Source organism: Clostridia bacterium, assembly GCA_014360065.1.
In the GTDB taxonomy this organism is placed as follows: domain Bacteria; phylum Bacillota; class DSM-521; order Neomoorellales; family JACIYF01; genus JACIYF01.
Window position 1 is genome coordinate 42,547 of record JACIYF010000005.1, and the last position, 16,813, is coordinate 59,359.

The following is a 16,813-nucleotide window of genomic DNA, read 5'->3' on the forward strand; positions in this document are numbered from 1 at the left end:
CGGCAAAGGGTGGTTGCTGTGGCCTTTAAGATTGAGATCAGTTCCCAGTACCGAGAGCAAGTGATCGATGTCACTGATAAGGTAAACCAAGTTATAGCAGAAGCCCAAGTGACCAGTGGGATATGCTACCTGTTTATTCCCCACACTACCTGTGCAGTGACCATAAACGAAGGTTTTGACCCTGATGTCGCCGCCGACATTCTGGCCCATTTGAATTCAGTAGTACCTAGGGCCAAAACTTACCGCCATCAAGAGGGGAATGCTGATGCTCATATCAAATCGGTCCTGGTTGGGTCCTCGATTTCTGTTCCCATCGAGGGCAGAAGGTTGGCTTTAGGGCAGTGGCAGCGAGTGCTTGTCTGTGAATTTGATGGCCCAAGGAGGAGGCGACTGAACATCTCGGTTATTGCGACCTAGGAACAGATGGAACCTCAGGGCGGCAGGAGTCGGAGAAACAAGATAGAAAGTTACCATTATTCTAGCCAATGCAGGAGGTTCATTAATGAATCAACGTCGGCAAGACTCGACCATCCGGGATCTATTATTGGCTCCCATGGGTCATACCAAAATTGCTTGGGCTTGGGAGCATATGCCCATCCTGGGCCAGATTTACCCAGGTTTCGAGGCTGAACAGCCATTCCGCGGCCTTACCGTGGCCATGTGTCTTCACCTAGAGGCCAAGACTGCTTGTTTGGCTAGGCTCATTCAAGCCGGTGGAGCCCACGTAGTAGTGACAGCTAGTAACCCTTTGTCCACGCAGGACGATGTGGTAGCTGCTCTAGTTGAGAGCGGTATACAGGCTTTTGCTTGGTATGGGGCTACGGAGGATGAATACTGGCGGCATATTGACTTGGCCTTGCAAACAGAACCGGATCTAATTATCGATGATGGAGCAGATATGATCGTACGCCTGCTGACTACCCGTCACGACTTAGCCAAAAAGCTAATTGGAGCTTGCGAAGAGACTACTACCGGAGTGAAACGCCTCAGATCTTTGCACCTTCAAGGATACCTTCCCTTTCCAGTTATAGCGGTTAACAACGCCTATTCCAAATATCTGTTTGATAACCGTTATGGCACTGGCCAATCGGCGTGGGATGCCATTATGCGAACTACCAACCTGCTGATAGGTGGGAAAATCGTGGTGGTAGCTGGCTACGGTTGGTGTGGCCGCGGTATAGCCATGCGTGCAAAAGGTCTGGGGGCCAGGGTCATTGTTTGTGAGGTAGATCCGGTACGGGCCAATGAGGCCTTGATGGATGGTTTTTGGGTGATGCCTATGCTGGAGGCAGCTAGGTTAGGCGATATTTTTGTTACTGCCACCGGTAACCGGGACGTAATTCGGAGGCAACATTTTGAGGTTATGCAGGATGGAGCGCTCTTGGCCAACGCTGGTCATTTTAATGTGGAAATCTCGGTTTCCGATCTGCAATGTATGAGTGAGAGGCGGGAAGAAATACGCCCGGGGGTGGAGCAATTTACCTTAAAAGATGGCAAGCGGCTTTTGCTGTTGGGCGAAGGCCGTTTAGTCAACCTTGCCTGCGGTGATGGCCATCCAATTGAAATAATGGATCTCAGCTTTTCCTTGCAAGCTCTTTCCTTGCGGCACCTGTACCTGAACCGACAAGAACTTAAGCCGGGCGTGCTTGATGTTCCTGTGCATATTGACGAGGCTGTTGCCCAGCATAGACTGGACGCCATGGGTGTGGCCATAGATGAGCTATTGCCAAGCCAAGAAGACTACTTGCGGAGCTGGTAAAAGCGGCGGTGGGGGAAATGGCAGTGAGTGAACCTAATCTCAAGGTCCTCTTGATCGGAGCCGGTAAACGGGCATTTTCGGTATCCCGCTGGTTGAGTACCACCAAGGGAATCGAGCTAGTTAAGTGGCTAGCTTTGCCGGACGAGGTTGGGGAGCACTACCCCAAGTCCAACATCCAGGTTTTGGCGGACCCTGGGGAACTAGCAACTGCGTTAAGCAACAGCCAGGCCCACGTGATAGTGTGGGCTCCTAAACAAAGATACTTCGGCCAAAGGAATTATTGGCTGTCGCAGGTCCAAGCCGAGGTGCAAGTAATTACGGCCGAGTATGTGCCGACACTGTTGGGGCCATTGGCGGTTAAAGAGGAGCTTGAAGAAACCAGAAAGCTCAAAGGGGAGCTCGCCGCCATACTAAACTCTGTTCAAGAAGCGATCGAGGTAGCTGATGGCCATGGGCGAATTAAATACGTGAACCCCAGCTTCACTCGGGTTACAGGTATCCCAGCGGCAGCAAGAATTGGCCAGAATATCTTGGAAGCCTCACCCAGTGGTGCCTTGGCGCAGGCCTTGATCACCCAGAAGCCGGTAATCGGCTATCGAACCAAAGTTGGCGGGTCAGGGGTAGAAGTAATCTCCAATGCTTCCCCCATTGTTATTGATGGCAAGATCGAGGGAGCAGTAGTTGTCTTTCAGCCTATGAACGATCTCATTAAGCTCATGGAAGAGCTTAAGAAGAGCAACACGGTCATTGAAAACTTATATGCGCAGATGGGGCAGATGTCAGGCGCCAAGTACACGTTTGATGACTTGGTAGGGAAGAGCAAGCTGTTTAAGGCTAGCATCGAGATGGCCAAGAAAGCAGCTAAGAATGATTCAACGGTCCTCATCCTAGGAGAAAGCGGAACCGGTAAAGAGATCTTTGCCCATGCTATTCATAATGGCAGTTCGCGCAAGAACCGACCGTTCATTAAGGTCAATTGTGCTGCTATCCCCGAGTCCTTGTTGGAAAGCGAATTCTTTGGATATGAGAGGGGAGCTTTTACCGGCGCTACACGCACCAAGCTTGGCCGAGTAGAACTTGCCAATGGTGGAACCCTTTTCTTGGATGAAATCGGAGATATGAGCCCGTTTTTGCAAGCCAAGATGCTTCGTTTTTTGCAGGATATGGAATTTGAACGGGTGGGAGGCACCCAAACCCTAAAGGCTAATGTAAGAGTAATCGCTGCCACCAACCGGGACCTTAAAATGTTAGTTCGTAAAGGTTCTTTTCGCGAAGACCTGTATTATCGACTAGCCGTCTTCGAGCTTCGTGTGCCTCCCTTACGAGAGCGCAAAGAAGACATAGGATTAATTGCTAATTACCTATTGGCCAAGTTCAACCGCAAGCTGGGCAAGCATGTAGAAAGGATTGCTCCCGAAGCTATGGAGCTCTTAATCAATTACGACTGGCCCGGAAATGTACGCGAGTTGGAAAATGTGATTGAGCGAGCTATGATTTTGGCTGACGGTGATGAGCTTAGCTATAAATGCCTGGCACAGTATTTGCTTGATATAGATTATAGTGCTGTACCTAGCACGACCGATCTGATGCCCCTAGACAAGATGGAGCAGGTGATGTTGAGGATGGCCTTAGCGAGGTATGGCAACTCCTTGGAGGGGAAAAGGAAGGCTGCTAAGAGCCTAAATATATCGTTGGCTACACTGTATAACAAGTTAAAGAAGTATGGCGCTAACCTAGGCTAATGTACTTTCTAGAATGTAGAAGGATTCTAACTTATAGAAGCGCCGACGCTTACCTTGAAGGGAGGTCCGTACTCTGGTTACTGACGCTAAGAGCAGGTTGGAGGATGAGCTGAGTAAGTGGGAAGATGAGATAGTTGGCCGGGTAACAAAGAAAGCGCCAGAGAGGAAATCTCAGTTTGTCACTGACTCAGGAGTAACCATCAAGAGACTATACACACCCCTCGACCATGCGGTTGAAGAATATGAGCAACGGGAGGGATTTCCTGGGCGGTACCCTTTTACCCGCGGTATACAGCCTACCATGTATCGAAGCCGGTTTTGGACCATGCGCCAGTATGCCGGCTTTGGTACCGCCGAGGCTACTAACGAACGGTTTCGGTATCTCTTAGAGCAGGGGCAGACCGGGCTGAGCGTAGCTTTTGACTTGCCAACCCAAATTGGTTATGACTCTGATTTTGCCTTGGCGCGAGGAGAAGTAGGGAAAGTAGGAGTGGCCATCGACACCTTGGCCGACATGGAAACTCTCTTTTCGGGGATCCCTCTGGATAAGGTTAGCACTTCTATGACCATTAACGCTCCGGCAGCCATTATCTTGGCCATGTACATAGCGGTAGCGGAGAAACAAGGGGTTGTCCCAGGCCAACTTCGAGGTACGATTCAAAACGACATTCTAAAAGAATACGTGGCTCGTGGCACCTATATTTTCCCGCCTGCACCTTCCATGCGGTTAATTACGGACATCTTTGCCTACTGTAGTCAGAATCTACCCCACTGGAACACGATTAGCATCAGCGGATACCATATCCGAGAAGCTGGGGCCACAGCGGTGCAGGAGATAGCTTTTACTATGGCCAATGGTATCGCCTACGTGAAAGCTGCGCTCCAGGCTGGTCTTGCTATAGATGATTTTGCTCCCCGGCTTTCCTTTTTCTTCAATGCCCACAATAACTTTTTTGAGGAAGTGGCTAAATTCCGCGCTGCCCGGCGGATATGGGCTCGGATCATGAAGGAGCGGTTTGGAGCCCAAGATCAGCGGTCGTTGATGCTTCGCTTCCATACCCAGACCGCAGGCTGCACGCTGACGGCTCAGCAACCACAAGTGAATATTATCCGCGTGGCCTTTCAAGCCTTGGCCGCCGTGCTGGGAGGCACCCAGTCGCTGCATACCAACTCGTGGGACGAGGCCTTGGCTTTACCCAGCGAAGAAGCGGTCACTATAGCTTTAAGAACGCAACAGGTCATAGCGCATGAGTTGGGAGTAGCGGACACCGTCGACCCTCTGGGCGGATCCTATTTTATTGAGAAGCTGACTGACGAGATTGAGGCTCGGGCGTGGGAGTATTTGAAGAGAATCGACGAGATGGGCGGTGCAGTAGCAGCCATCGAGTCCGGCTACATGCAAAAAGAAATCCACGAAAGCGCTTACCGGTATCAGAAAGAAGTGGAGGAAGGAGAAAAAGTTGTCGTCGGGGTCAACAAGTACCAGTCGGCTGAGGAGCATCGATATCGGTTACTGAAGGTCGACCCCGAAGTAGTAAATCGTCAGATCCAAAAGTTGGAACAAATAAAGGAGAACAGGAGCGCGACAGAAGTAAGCAATGCTCTGGCAGAACTGAGGGAAGTCGCTCACTTTGGGGGCAATCTGATGCCTCCAATTCTTCGAGCTGTCAAAGCTTATGCCACTTTAGGGGAGATCTGCGGAGTGCTTCGCGATGTATTTGGAGAGTACCGAGCTAAGTCGCTGTTCTGATGGAGGGAAGGCAATGACGAAACGTATCCGGGTGCTAATTGCCAAAGCGGGCTTGGATGGGCATGACCGAGGAGCTAAGGTAGTAGCTCAAGCCCTCCGAGATGCCGGCATGGAGGTTATTTATACCGGGTTGAGGCAGACTCCCGAGCAGATAGTTGAGGCTGCCATCGAGGAGGATGTTCAAGTAGTGGGTATCAGCAGCTTGTCTGGAGCTCACATGTACTTGATACCCCCCGTAGTAGAGATGCTCAAGGAGCGTGGGGCCGGTGATATCCTGGTAATTGCTGGAGGGATCATTCCCAATGAGGATGCTGACTACTTGAAACAAATTGGTGTGTCAGAAGTATTTGGGCCAGGAACTGCCACCTCCAGCATCGCCAAGTACATCTATGATCATCTCGAATAGGAGGCGATCCTGTGAATCCAAAAAAGATTGATCATATCGGAATTGCCGTGCAAAATATGGAGGAGGCTCTGGCCACTTATAGAGCTTTAGGATTAGAGGCTTCCGGGAGCGAGATAGTGCCTGAGCAGAAAGTCAAAGTGGCTTTCCTCCCCATTGGCGATACTAGAATCGAATTGTTGGAGGCCACGGCCCCTGATAGTCCTATTGCCAAGTTCATTGAGACCCGAGGTCAGGGAGTGCAGCACATTGCCCTTAGGGTGGAAAACTTAGAAAATTGGTTAGAATACTTGAAGGGGCAAGGCTTTAGATTGATAGATGAAGCTCCTCGCTACGGAGCAGGTGGCGCCCGCGTTGCCTTTCTTCACCCCAAGAGTACCCATGGGACCCTGGTGGAACTCAGTGAGCATGAATAGGCAGGAGGTACAGTATGCCAACTACCATCGAAGAAAAGCTGGAAGATCTGCAACAAAGACGAGAGAAAGTCTTACAGGGTGGGGGGCCAGCGCGAATCCAGAAGCAGCATCAAAGCGGCAAATTGACTGCTAGGGAACGGCTTGAAAAGCTCTTAGATCCAGGTTCCTTTGTCGAGTTGGATCAGTTCGTTACCCACCGAATCACCGATTTCGAGATGGATAAGGTGGAAGCGCCTGGGGACGGGGTGGTCACTGGCTGCGGCCTCATTGACGGCCGGCAAGTATATGTTTATGCCCAGGATTTCACGGTGATCGGTGGTACCCTAGGGGAAATGCATGCTGCCAAGATCTGCAAAGTCCTAGATTTGGCGCTTAAGACAGGAGCGCCGGTGATAGGGATCAACGATTCTGGTGGAGCGCGGATCCAGGAGGGGGTTGACGCCCTTAACGGCTACGGAGAAATATTCAAGCGCAATACCTGGGCGTCAGGCGTCATACCTCAAATCGCTATCATCATGGGGCCGTGTGCTGGCGGTGCTGTCTACTCGCCCGCCTTGATGGATTGGGTATTCATGATTGGCAGAACCAGCCAAATGTTCATTACTGGTCCCCAGGTGATCAAGTCGGTGACTGGCGAGGAAATAACCGCGGAAGAATTAGGCGGATCGCAAGCGCATAACCGAATTAGTGGGGTGGCTCATTTCCACGCTGAAGACGAAGAAGAGGGCCTTCTGCAAGTGAAACAGCTTCTCTCCTATTTGCCCTCCAACAACTTGGAAGACCCGCCCTATCGGCCTACTAATGACCCTGGGGGTCGCCAGGAGCCTAGCTTAAGGAACGTGGTACCGACCGAGCCGCAGCTTCCCTACGATGTTAAATCAATCATCCCTATGGTATTGGATGACGGCCAGTTCCTTGAAGTCCAAGCCCAATACGCCCGGAACATGGTAGTTGGTTTCGGACACCTGGGGGGGCATGTGGTCGGGGTAATAGCCAACCAACCTTCGCATCTGGCCGGGTGTTTGGATATTGACGCTTCTGACAAAGCGTCTCGGTTCGTTCGCTTTTGCGATGCATTCAACATTCCCCTTCTAACCTGGGTGGATACTCCGGGTTACCTGCCAGGTATTGTGCAGGAGCATGGGGGGATAATCAGGCACGGTGCTAAACTCCTCTATGCCTATTCCGAGGCTACGGTACCCAAGATTACTGTTGTCCTCCGCAAAGCGTACGGCGGAGCTTATTTAGCTATGTGCTCCCGGGCATTGGGCGCAGACATTTCTATAGCCTGGCCTACGGCTGAAATTGCAGTCATGGGCCCTGAAGGGGCTGCCAACATAATTTTCCGTAAAGAGATTCAGGAAGCTTCCGACCCGGTAGCTGTGCGAACACAAAAAATTGAGGAGTATAGAGAAATGTTCGCTAACCCTTACATTGCTGCCAGTCGGGGTTATATCGATATGGTAATAGACCCCCAGGATACTAGGCCGGTCTTAATTCAGGCGCTCAGTTCTTTATTGACCAAAAGAGAGGGTCGTCCTAAGAAAAAGCACGGTAACATACCAGTTTAGGGCCGTGAAAGCAGGGGGAAGTGGGAAGTGAATGGATATAGCTTAGGAATTACGCTCACAATCATGGGTATGGGAACGGTTTTTTTGGTCCTGGGCGTTCTGGCGGGGCTTTTGGGCATGCTCAATCGGAGTTTTGCCAGTTTACCATCGGAAAAAGACTCCCTGGCGTCTTTGTCTAATGCTAGTACCAAAGAGTCGGAAACCCCGGCCCAAAATCTAGCTGTAGTAGCTGCGGCCATGGGAGCCATAGCCGCCTTAGAAGGAGACAGGCAGTTTAAGATCATATCCATATCTCCTGTAAACCAGCCCAAAGCCACCTCGGCCTGGGTGAGGGCGGGGCGAGACGAGCTAATGGAAACATCGCAGCCATTTCTAGGGTGAAAGGAGTTCGGTGCCTCGGTGAGAAAGTTTCGGGTGAAGGTTAACAACCAAGTGTTTGATGTGGAAGTAGAGGAGGTAGTGGAGCAGTCCAATGCTAACCCCGGGCTAAAAACAACCAACCCAGTGGCTACTGCTGCTCCTAACGCCAGGCCAGCTCCGGGTCCGGTACCTCAGGCCGAACGAAAGTCGGAGGCAAACGTTGTTGGCTCCGAAGGGGAGACTATAACTGCACCCCTGCCCGGGAATATTGTCGAGGTCAAGGTGGCACCAGGCCAAGCGGTAAAGGCGGGGGATGTTCTCCTAGTGATTGAGGCTATGAAAATGGAGAATGAAGTTGTAGCTACAGTGAATGGGACTGTTAAAGAAGTCCTGGTGCAAAAAGGAGAGACGGTGGCAGTCCGGCAACCATTGGTAGTCATTAGTTAAGTTATTTGGGGATGGCGAGGTGATAACTTGAGCCTGGGCCAGGTAGTCATGGATGGGCTTCAAAACTACTTGACCAACTATTTTGGCTTGACCCAGTTGAGCTGGGGTAACATAGCTATGTTCCTGATTGCCGGGATTCTGCTATATCTTGCTGTTTTTAAACACTACGAACCTCTCCTTTTGGTTCCAATCTCCATCGGTATTATTTTGGGTAATCTTCCCCTTACGGGTTTACTCCGGGAACCTACCGATGAACTGTTTGGAGGGCTCCTCTATTACATAGGGTACGGCACCTGGCATGGCATTTATCCACCTCTGATTTTCATTGGGATCGGTGCCATTACCGATTTTGGTCCCTTGATTGCCAATCCTATTACCCTACTATTGGGGGCGGCGGCCCAATTTGGCATATTCACTAGTTTCCTAGGAGCCATTGCCTTAGGATTTACGCCTGCCCAAGCTGGCGGTATCGGTATCATTGGTGGAGCTGACGGACCAACAGCTATTTATACCACCGCTATCTTAGCGCCCGAGCTGTTAGCCCCAATTGCCGTGGCTGCTTATTCCTACATTGCCTTGGTGCCCTTAATACAACCTCCTGTTATCAAGGCCTTGACCACCAAGAAAGAGCGCGCCATAGTCATGCAGGAGCTCCGGCCGGTATCTCGAACGGAAAAGCTGCTTTTTCCGGTTATCGTCTTAATAATCTGTGGTCTCTTAGTTCCCAACAGCATTTCCTTGGTGGGGCCACTGATGCTGGGTAATATATTGCGAGAATCCGGAGTTACCGGCCGACTAGCAGAGACAGCTGGCCATGCTCTCATGGATATAGTGACGATCTTCTTAATGATTACCGTGGGTGCTAGCGCTTCCGCCGATCGCTTCTTCAGCGCTGAATTCTTAAAAGTCTTATTTTTGGGCCTAGCAGCTTTTATCGTAAGTACAGCCGTAGGCGTAATTTTTGGCAAGATATTATGTTGGGCCAGCGGAGGCAAGATCAATCCCTTAATCGGTGCTGCGGGCGTTTCTGCGGTGCCGGAAGCGGCGCGACTTTCACAAAAACTGGGAAGGGAGGCGAATCCGAGGAGTTTTCTCCTGTTGCATGCCATGGGGCCTAATGTTGCCGGGGTGATTGGGTCGGCAGTAGCCGCAGGAGTGCTGATATCCATGCTTCACTAAAAGCCTTATTCCTAGGGAGGTAAAAAAAGGAGGGCAGGAGAAGTGCGAACTATAAGTTGTAACCAAATAGTAGAAACGGTAGCTAAGCTATGCATGGACGCCAATTATTTTCTTGATGATGAGGTCTTGGAGGCCTTCAAGCGGTCCCTGGAACAAGAGGAATCGCCCACCGGCAGGGACGTACTAAAGCAGCTAATAGAGAATGCCAGAATCGCTGCTTTGGAACAAGTTCCCATGTGCCAGGATACTGGGGTGGCGGTGATTTTCTTAGAGCTAGGGCAAGATGTCCGTGTCACCGGTGGGGATCTCTACGATGCTGTTAACGAGGGAGTACGAAAAGGGTATCAAGAGGGGTATTTGCGGAAGTCGATGGTTAAGGATCCCTTTGATAGGGTAAATACTGGCGACAATACTCCTGCCATAATCCACACCACTATTGTGCCGGGGGACCAGTTAAAAGTGACAGTTGCTCCCAAGGGTGGCGGTAGCGAAAACATGAGTGCCCTAGCCATGTTGTCTCCATCAGCTGGGGTAGAGGGTGTAAAACAATTCGTAGTAGAAACCGTGCGTAAGGCGGGCCCCAATCCTTGCCCCCCCATCGTTGTTGGGGTAGGAATAGGTGGCAACTTCGAAACCGCAGCTCTCATTGCCAAGAAAGCTTTGCTAAGACCTTTAGGACAAGCTAATCCTAAGCCCGAATACGCAAAGATGGAATCTGAATTGTTGGAGCGGATTCAGAATCTGGGTATTGGCCCCCAAGGGTTTGGAGGCCGAGTAACTGCCCTAGCTGTTCACGTGGAGACAATGCCTTGCCATATTGCTAGCTTGCCGGTGGCCGTTAACATTCAGTGCCACGCCAGCCGGCACAAGACGGCAATTCTTTAGGGGGTGAACAAGGGTGGCAGACAAATACGTATCTCCACCGCTAACCGATGCAGATGTGATGCAGTTGCGAATAGGGGACCAGGTATTTATTACCGGCGTAATCTATACGGCCCGGGACGCAGCCCATAAGCGCTTGGTTGAGCTTATAGACAAGGGAGAAGATCTCCCAATCGATCTTAAGGGCCAAGTAATTTATTACGCCGGTCCTAGTCCAGCCAAGCCGGGCCAAGTGATAGGCTCGGCTGGCCCTACTACCAGCGGGCGGATGGATGCTTATTCTCCCAGGCTGATTGCCGAGAAGGGTCTCAAACTGATGGTAGGCAAAGGCTCTCGGTCTCAGACAGTCAAGGAAGCTATGCAGAAAAATAAGGCCGCATACCTAGCGGCAGTGGGTGGGGCAGCTGCATTAATTGCCAAATGCGTAAAGAAGGCGGAGGTGGTGGCTTACCCAGAACTAGGACCAGAAGCGATTAGCCGGCTGGAAGTAGAAAACTTTCCGGCTATTGTGGTTAACGATTGTTACGGTGGGGATCTGTACGAAGAAGGAGTTAAACAATACGCCAGATAAAAGCTGGTAAAGGAGGCCGAAACCATGTTCATGACTAAAGAAGAACTGCTGGCCAAAGCTAAGAAACCTGCAGCCGATGCCATGAGACTGCACCCGTTTTATCGGGGCAAAATGCAGACTATACCTCGTTGTGCTGTCCGTAGCCTGGATGATTTTGCCATTTGGTACACTCCTGGGGTAGCTGAACCCTGTAAAGCTATTAAAGAGAACCGGGAGTTGGTCTATGAATTTACCAGCAAATGGAACACGGTAGCTGTGGTGTCAGATGGAACCAGGGTCCTGGGGCTTGGCGATATTGGCCCTGAAGCTGGTATGCCGGTCATGGAAGGAAAGGCGTTGTTGTTTAAGTATCTGGGTGGGGTGGATGCAGTACCTATTTGCCTAGACACTAAGGATCCTGAGGAGATTATTCGCACCGTAAAGCTTCTACAGCCTTCTTTTGGTGGCATCAACCTAGAAGATATTGCCCAGCCCAAGTGTTTTGATATTTTGGACCGCCTCCGTGCCGAAATGGAAATCCCGGTCTGGCATGATGACCAGCAAGGGACGGCAGCAGTAACCCTGGCCGGCTTGATCAGTGCCCTCAAAATCGTAGATAAGAAGATAGAGGAAGCCAGGATTGCCATGATTGGCGCTGGTGCCGCCAACATCTGTATTGCCAGGATATTGATAGCGGCCGGAGTTCGTCCGGAGAACATTGTTATGACCGACACCAAAGGCATCCTCCATCGGGGTCGAGTGGAGCTTAAAGAAAAATATCCTCAAAAATGGGAGATGTGCGAGAAGACCAATGGCGAGGGGCGTGTAGGCGGCATTGCTGAGGCCATGAAGGGAGCCGATGCGGTGATTGCCCTTTCCCAGCCTGGGCCCGGGGTGATCCAAAAAGAATGGATAAAGCAGATGGCCAAGGACGCCATAGTCTTTGCTTGCGCTAACCCGGTGCCGGAGATTTGGCCCTGGGAAGCTAAGGAAGCTGGAGCCAGAATAGTGGCTACTGGTCGCTCCGACTTTCCCAACCAGGTCAATAACTCCCTAGGGTTTCCTTCCATTTTTAGAGGGGCATTGGATGTGAGGGCAAAGACCATCACTGACGAGATGTGTATAGAATCTGCCAAAGAACTATCGAGATATGCTGAGGATAAGGGGCTATTAAGCGAGGACTATCTCATTCCCACCATGGAAGAATGGGAAGTCTATCCCCGGGTAGCAGCAGCTGTAGGCAGTAAGGCGGTGGAACAGGGCATCGCTCGTGTCAATAAGACCTGGCAGGAACTGTACGATAATGCGGTCAAGATGATTAAAGAAGCCAGGGATATGACTCAGCTGTTGATGGAAAAAGGGTTTATTGCCGAAGCGCCAGAGTGAGCCAAGACCAAGATAGGGGCTGAAGCGAAGCAGTTCACGCGGCTGATCACGGGTCGTTGACGGAGGTGGCGAGCAGTAATATAATAAGGGTGTCCTTCGGGGATCGGTGAAATTCCGTACCGGCGGTATAGCCCGCGAGCAGACGCTGATCCGGTGAAATTCCGGAGCCGACAGTTAAAGTCTGGATGGGAGAAGGGCTGAATAACGGCTTATTATGCCCGGTCCCCGAAAGGGAACCGGGCATAGTTTTTGGGGGAAAGCATGCCAGAAGCAGGAGAAACCAGTGATATCCTCTATATGCAGCGAGCCCTTAGTCTAGCAGCTCAAGGACGGGGTTGGACCAGCCCTAACCCTATGGTAGGAGCAGTATTGGTCCAAGATGGTCAGGTCATAGGCGAGGGATATCACCGAGCGGCTGGACAACCTCACGCTGAGATCGAAGCTTTAAAGGCTGCTGGTTTCAATGCCTCGGGAGCTACCATATATGTCACTTTAGAGCCTTGTTGCCACTTTGGCCGAACTCCACCATGTACCCAAGCCCTCATTAAGGCCGGAATTCGGCGAGTGGTTTGTGCGATGCTGGATCCTAATCCCTTGGTACAAGGAAAGGGAGTGGCTCAGCTCCGGGAGGCGGGAATTGAAGTTACGGTAGGAGTGCTGGCTGACCAAGCCCAGCGGCTTAACGAAGCTTTTAGCAAATGGATTACTACCCGGCGCCCTTTTGTGGTCCTGAAGGCCGCCATTAGCTTGGACGGAAGGATTGCTGCTGCTAACGGTTCATCACGGTGGATTACTTCCGAAGCAGCCCGGCAGAAGGCCCATCAGCTTCGCTCCCAGTATGATGCCGTTTTGGTAGGAGTACAGACAGTGATTAAAGATAACCCTCAGCTAACTTGTCGTCTGGAAGGCAGCCAACACCAACCGGCGCGGGTAGTAGTTGACAGCCAGTTACGCCTGCCCTTAGATGCTCAGGTTGTGAGCGAAAGGCTGCTAAAGGTGAGCCCCACCATAATTGCCCACGGCAGCATTTATGATAGGCAGAAGGCCCAGCTACTTAAAGAGCGAGGGGCAGAATTGTTGGAAATAAGGATGACTCCAAGTGGTGTGGACTTAGAGCAGCTGATCGAAGTTTTGGGGCAACGGGGAATTACCAGTATTTTGATCGAAGGCGGGGCCGAAGTTAACGCTTCAGCCTTGGAACAGGGGATTGTTGACAAAGTGGTGCTATTCGTTGCTCCCAAGTTTATTGGTGGCCGGGAAGCGCCGGGCATGGTGGGAGGCCACGGCGTCGAGGACGTGAACTCAGCTCCGAGCCTTCGCGATCTAGAGATTAGCCGGGTTGGCCCCGATTTGATGATAACCGGTTACTTGTAGGGAGAGAGGTCAGGCGGATGTTTACTGGGTTGGTAGAAGAGTTGGGCAGGGTAGTAAGCTTCAAGCGAGCAGGAAGTCTGCATAGGCTTGGGATTTGTGCCCGGGTGGTTATTAGCCAATTGGAGATTGGGGACAGCGTAGCCGTCAACGGTGTTTGCCTGACGGTAGTGGAGCTTGGAGCCGAAGGGTTCGGGGTGGAAGTTATGCCCGAGACCATTTCCCGAACCAATTTGGGCCAGCTCCAACCTGGGGATCGGGTTAATCTAGAGCGAGCCTTGGCAGTAGGTAGCCGGTTAGGAGGGCATTTGGTCAGCGGACACATTGACGGAACCGGGACCGTTGCGACCATTCGAAAAAGCGGAGATACGTGGCTTTTAGCCATTGAGACCTCAGGTGAGATTGCGCGTTATCTGGTCCCTAAGGGTTCGATTGCCGTTGACGGGGTGAGCCTAACAGTTATTGATGTAGCCTCATCTGGGTTTACGGTGGGGGTCATCCCTCATACGCTGAAATCAACTACCTTAGGTTTGCGCAGGCCTGGAGATGAAGTGAACCTGGAGGTTGATGTTATTGCTAAGTACGTGGAACAGTTTCTAAACCGACGCCAATCCAGGGATAGCCAACCAGACGGGTTGACCTTCAATAAACTAAAAGAATGGGGCTATGTGTAAAAGACAAGGGGGATGAACATGGAGGAGGTAACCGTAGCTCACGAAAAGCACCGTTTCAACACCATTGAAGAAGCCGTTGAGGACATCAAAAATGGCAAGATGGTGGTTGTAGTTGACGATGAGGACCGGGAAAACGAAGGCGACCTAGTCATGGCTGCCGAAAAGGTTACTCCTGAAGCCATTAACTTCATGGCTACGTACGGCCGGGGCTTAATATGTATGCCCATAATTGGCGAGCGACTGGACCAGCTCGACATCCAGCCTATGGTTCAGCACAATACTGACAGCCATGAAACCGCCTTTACAGTTTCGGTTGATGCCAAGGAAACTACTACTGGCATTTCTGCCCATGAACGAGCTCTCACTGTTAAGCGCATAATCGATCCCTCCACTAGGCCAGAGGATCTGCGGCGGCCCGGGCACATCTTTCCTCTTAGAGCTCGCGAAGGGGGAGTTTTAAGGCGAGCTGGGCATACAGAAGCAGCGGTGGACCTGTCTCGGTTGGCTGGCTTGTATCCAGCCGGGGTCATCTGCGAGATCATGAATCCCGATGGTAGCATGGCTCGAGTACCAGAGCTAGTGCGCTTTGTTAAGGAGCATAACCTCAAGCTCATTACTGTTGCCGATCTAATCCATTACCGGAGAAAGTATGAGCGTTTAGTGCGCCAGGTGGTTACCACCAGTCTGCCTACCAAGTATGGCAACTTCGAGGCGGTTTGCTATCAAGATGTATTGACTCACGAGTGCCACGTGGCCCTGGTAAAAGGAGATATCAGTACTGGGGAACCGGTATTGGTTAGAGTTCATTCCCAATGCTTGACCGGAGACGTTTTTGGCTCTTATCGCTGCGATTGCGGCGATCAATTGGTCAAGTCCTTGGCCATGATTGAGCAGGAAGGCCGGGGTGTATTGCTGTATATGCGTCAAGAAGGGCGAGGCATAGGGCTGTTGAACAAGCTGCGCGCTTACAAACTGCAGGATGAAGGAAAAGATACAGTGGAAGCCAATGAGGCTTTAGGCTTTCCAGCTGACTTGCGCGACTACGGCATTGGAGCTCAAATCTTGGCGGACCTGGGAGTCAAGAAGTTGCGGCTTTTGACCAATAATCCCAAAAAGATTGCCGGGCTTGAGGGTTATGGCTTGAAAGTAGTAGAAAGGGTGCCCATCGAGATCAAGGCTACTCCTATTAATAGGAAGTACCTAACCACGAAGAAAAATAAACTAGGCCACCTGTTGAGCAGTGCGCTTAAGTAACCAGTTCTCCAAGCTTAAAAACCAGGAGGTTAAGCAATGGCCAGACGGTTTGAGGGTCAGCTAATTGGTACCGGCCTATCTTTCGCTATTGTAGTTTCGCGCTTTAATGAGTTCATTACTAGTCGGCTGGTGGAGGGTGCCCTGGATGCCCTTAGGCGCCACGGGGTACAGGAAGAGCAGATCGATTTGGTATGGGTGCCTGGTGCCTTTGAGATACCGGCGGTGGCTCAAAAGATGGTCACCCGCGATTGCGATGCTGTTATTTGCCTGGGGGCGGTGATCCGGGGAAGCACTCCGCATTTTGAATATGTGGCTAGCGAGGTTACCAAAGGCATAGCTCAGGTAGCCCTCAGGTCGGATAAGCCAGTTATATATGGCATCATAACTGCCGACAGCCTGGAACAAGCCATTGAGAGAGCGGGAACTAAACAGGGCAATAAAGGTTTTCAGGCGGCGGTAAGTGCCTTGGAGATGGCTAACCTTTATAAACAGTTGGGGTGATCCAATGCCAATCGTAATCATCAGCGATACCCACGGGAGCTTAGAAGGGTGGGAAAAAGCCAACCACTATCTTAATGGGGCCGATCTGATTCTCCATGCCGGCGATATCCTTTATCATGGACCTAGAAACCCTATTCCGCCTGGATATGACCCGGCGGCTTTGGCCCAAGCCATTAATGACGTTGGAGTTCCCACCATTGTTGCCCGGGGAAACTGCGATGCTGATGTCGACCAGCTAGTAATCAGGACCCCGATACAGAGCCCCTATGCCTGGGTAAGCATAGATGGGGTAAGGATATTGGTTACCCACGGAGATAGAGAGGTAGTGAATAGGGATGAGCTCGTAGCTGGCGGCCAAATTCACCTATGGGTGAGTGGCCATACTCACATTCCCAAGCTTGAAATCAAAGGCCCAGTGATGTTTGTTAACCCTGGTAGCTTAGGTCTTCCCAAGGCCGGCGAGCCTAGCTTGGCTATCCTAGAGGGAAAGCGAATAAGCATTGTAGGCGTGGAAACGGGCAAAATCTTAATGGCCGACTCTTTGAGCTAGATCCTGCCAGCAACTAGT

At 51.3% G+C, this 16,813-nt stretch carries 18 protein-coding genes and 1 riboswitch; all 18 genes read left to right on the forward strand.

From position 1 onward, the window contains the following. Positions 1 to 18: 18 nt before the first annotated feature. The 18 genes from H5U02_01965 to yfcE all read left to right on the forward strand — a co-directional run bounded on the left by H5U02_01965 (position 19) and on the right by yfcE (position 16,795). Entirely contained in the window at positions 19 to 417 is a 399-nt protein-coding gene (locus H5U02_01965) for a YjbQ family protein (GenBank protein MBC7341212.1), read from the forward strand. An 85-nt stretch (positions 418 to 502) separates the two neighbouring features. Continuing rightward, positions 503 to 1,759, forward strand: coding sequence for an adenosylhomocysteinase (locus H5U02_01970; GenBank protein ID MBC7341213.1), 1,257 nt, complete (start codon positions 503 to 505; stop codon positions 1,757 to 1,759). A 17-nt stretch (positions 1,760 to 1,776) separates the two neighbouring features. Further along, positions 1,777 to 3,501, forward strand: a complete 1,725-nt coding sequence (locus H5U02_01975) for a sigma 54-interacting transcriptional regulator (GenBank protein ID MBC7341214.1) — start codon at positions 1,777 to 1,779, stop codon at positions 3,499 to 3,501. Between the two features lie 73 nt (positions 3,502 to 3,574). Continuing rightward, positions 3,575 to 5,251 (forward strand): methylmalonyl-CoA mutase family protein, encoded by a 1,677-nt coding sequence (locus H5U02_01980; GenBank protein ID MBC7341215.1) that lies wholly within the window; start codon positions 3,575 to 3,577, stop codon positions 5,249 to 5,251. 13 nt (positions 5,252 to 5,264) lie between these two features. After that, on the forward strand, positions 5,265 to 5,657 hold the full coding sequence (locus tag H5U02_01985) for a cobalamin B12-binding domain-containing protein (protein MBC7341216.1): 393 nt from the start codon (positions 5,265 to 5,267) through the stop codon (positions 5,655 to 5,657). 11 nt (positions 5,658 to 5,668) lie between these two features. Further along, complete coding sequence (gene mce, locus H5U02_01990; protein ID MBC7341217.1) at positions 5,669 to 6,070, forward strand: methylmalonyl-CoA epimerase; 402 nt, start codon at positions 5,669 to 5,671, stop codon at positions 6,068 to 6,070. A gap of 14 nt (positions 6,071 to 6,084) precedes the next feature. After that, on the forward strand, positions 6,085 to 7,641 hold the full coding sequence (locus tag H5U02_01995; GenBank protein MBC7341218.1) for a methylmalonyl-CoA carboxyltransferase: 1,557 nt from the start codon (positions 6,085 to 6,087) through the stop codon (positions 7,639 to 7,641). A 27-nt stretch (positions 7,642 to 7,668) separates the two neighbouring features. Further along, positions 7,669 to 8,022: an OadG family protein gene (locus tag H5U02_02000; GenBank protein ID MBC7341219.1), complete on the forward strand. Its 354-nt coding sequence runs from the start codon at positions 7,669 to 7,671 to the stop codon at positions 8,020 to 8,022. A gap of 18 nt (positions 8,023 to 8,040) precedes the next feature. Next, entirely contained in the window at positions 8,041 to 8,448 is a 408-nt protein-coding gene (locus H5U02_02005) for a biotin/lipoyl-binding protein (GenBank protein ID MBC7341220.1), read from the forward strand. Positions 8,449 to 8,496: 48 nt separating this feature from the next. Beyond that, the gene (locus tag H5U02_02010) at positions 8,497 to 9,627 is read left to right on the forward strand and encodes a sodium ion-translocating decarboxylase subunit beta (GenBank protein MBC7341221.1); all 1,131 of its coding nucleotides are present in this window, start codon (positions 8,497 to 8,499) and stop codon (positions 9,625 to 9,627) included. 42 nt (positions 9,628 to 9,669) lie between these two features. Beyond that, entirely contained in the window at positions 9,670 to 10,512 is an 843-nt protein-coding gene (locus tag H5U02_02015; protein ID MBC7341222.1) for a fumarate hydratase, read from the forward strand. A gap of 13 nt (positions 10,513 to 10,525) precedes the next feature. Then, on the forward strand, positions 10,526 to 11,080 hold the full coding sequence (locus tag H5U02_02020; protein MBC7341223.1) for a Fe-S-containing hydro-lyase: 555 nt from the start codon (positions 10,526 to 10,528) through the stop codon (positions 11,078 to 11,080). Between the two features lie 24 nt (positions 11,081 to 11,104). Beyond that, a complete protein-coding gene (locus H5U02_02025) occupies positions 11,105 to 12,445 on the forward strand; it encodes an NADP-dependent malic enzyme (protein ID MBC7341224.1) in 1,341 nt (446 codons plus the stop codon). A gap of 88 nt (positions 12,446 to 12,533) precedes the next feature. Beyond that, positions 12,534 to 12,646: riboswitch (FMN riboswitch) on the forward strand. A 60-nt stretch (positions 12,647 to 12,706) separates the two neighbouring features. Continuing rightward, entirely contained in the window at positions 12,707 to 13,819 is a 1,113-nt protein-coding gene (gene ribD, locus H5U02_02030; GenBank protein MBC7341225.1) for a bifunctional diaminohydroxyphosphoribosylaminopyrimidine deaminase/5-amino-6-(5-phosphoribosylamino)uracil reductase RibD, read from the forward strand. Between the two features lie 17 nt (positions 13,820 to 13,836). Next, the gene (locus tag H5U02_02035; protein MBC7341226.1) at positions 13,837 to 14,490 is read left to right on the forward strand and encodes a riboflavin synthase; all 654 of its coding nucleotides are present in this window, start codon (positions 13,837 to 13,839) and stop codon (positions 14,488 to 14,490) included. Between the two features lie 18 nt (positions 14,491 to 14,508). Then, the gene (locus H5U02_02040; GenBank protein MBC7341227.1) at positions 14,509 to 15,744 is read left to right on the forward strand and encodes a bifunctional 3,4-dihydroxy-2-butanone-4-phosphate synthase/GTP cyclohydrolase II; all 1,236 of its coding nucleotides are present in this window, start codon (positions 14,509 to 14,511) and stop codon (positions 15,742 to 15,744) included. A 36-nt stretch (positions 15,745 to 15,780) separates the two neighbouring features. Further along, the gene (locus H5U02_02045; protein ID MBC7341228.1) at positions 15,781 to 16,245 is read left to right on the forward strand and encodes a 6,7-dimethyl-8-ribityllumazine synthase; all 465 of its coding nucleotides are present in this window, start codon (positions 15,781 to 15,783) and stop codon (positions 16,243 to 16,245) included. A 4-nt stretch (positions 16,246 to 16,249) separates the two neighbouring features. After that, positions 16,250 to 16,795, forward strand: a complete 546-nt coding sequence (yfcE, locus tag H5U02_02050; GenBank protein MBC7341229.1) for a phosphodiesterase — start codon at positions 16,250 to 16,252, stop codon at positions 16,793 to 16,795. Positions 16,796 to 16,813 lie beyond the last annotated feature (18 nt).

Coding starts and splice junctions, on each gene's coding strand:
- H5U02_01995 (MBC7341218.1), top strand. CDS start 6,085: ATGCCAACTACCATCGAAGAAAAGCTGGAAGATCTGCAACAAAGACGA.
- H5U02_01985 (MBC7341216.1), top strand. CDS start 5,265: ATGACGAAACGTATCCGGGTGCTAATTGCCAAAGCGGGCTTGGATGGG.
- H5U02_02035 (MBC7341226.1), top strand. CDS start 13,837: ATGTTTACTGGGTTGGTAGAAGAGTTGGGCAGGGTAGTAAGCTTCAAG.
- H5U02_02010 (MBC7341221.1), top strand. CDS start 8,497: ATGGATGGGCTTCAAAACTACTTGACCAACTATTTTGGCTTGACCCAG.
- yfcE (MBC7341229.1), top strand. CDS start 16,250: ATGCCAATCGTAATCATCAGCGATACCCACGGGAGCTTAGAAGGGTGG.
- H5U02_02025 (MBC7341224.1), top strand. CDS start 11,105: ATGTTCATGACTAAAGAAGAACTGCTGGCCAAAGCTAAGAAACCTGCA.
- ribD (MBC7341225.1), top strand. CDS start 12,707: ATGCCAGAAGCAGGAGAAACCAGTGATATCCTCTATATGCAGCGAGCC.
- H5U02_02045 (MBC7341228.1), top strand. CDS start 15,781: ATGGCCAGACGGTTTGAGGGTCAGCTAATTGGTACCGGCCTATCTTTC.
- H5U02_02040 (MBC7341227.1), top strand. CDS start 14,509: ATGGAGGAGGTAACCGTAGCTCACGAAAAGCACCGTTTCAACACCATT.
- H5U02_01970 (MBC7341213.1), top strand. CDS start 503: ATGAATCAACGTCGGCAAGACTCGACCATCCGGGATCTATTATTGGCT.
- H5U02_01975 (MBC7341214.1), top strand. CDS start 1,777: ATGGCAGTGAGTGAACCTAATCTCAAGGTCCTCTTGATCGGAGCCGGT.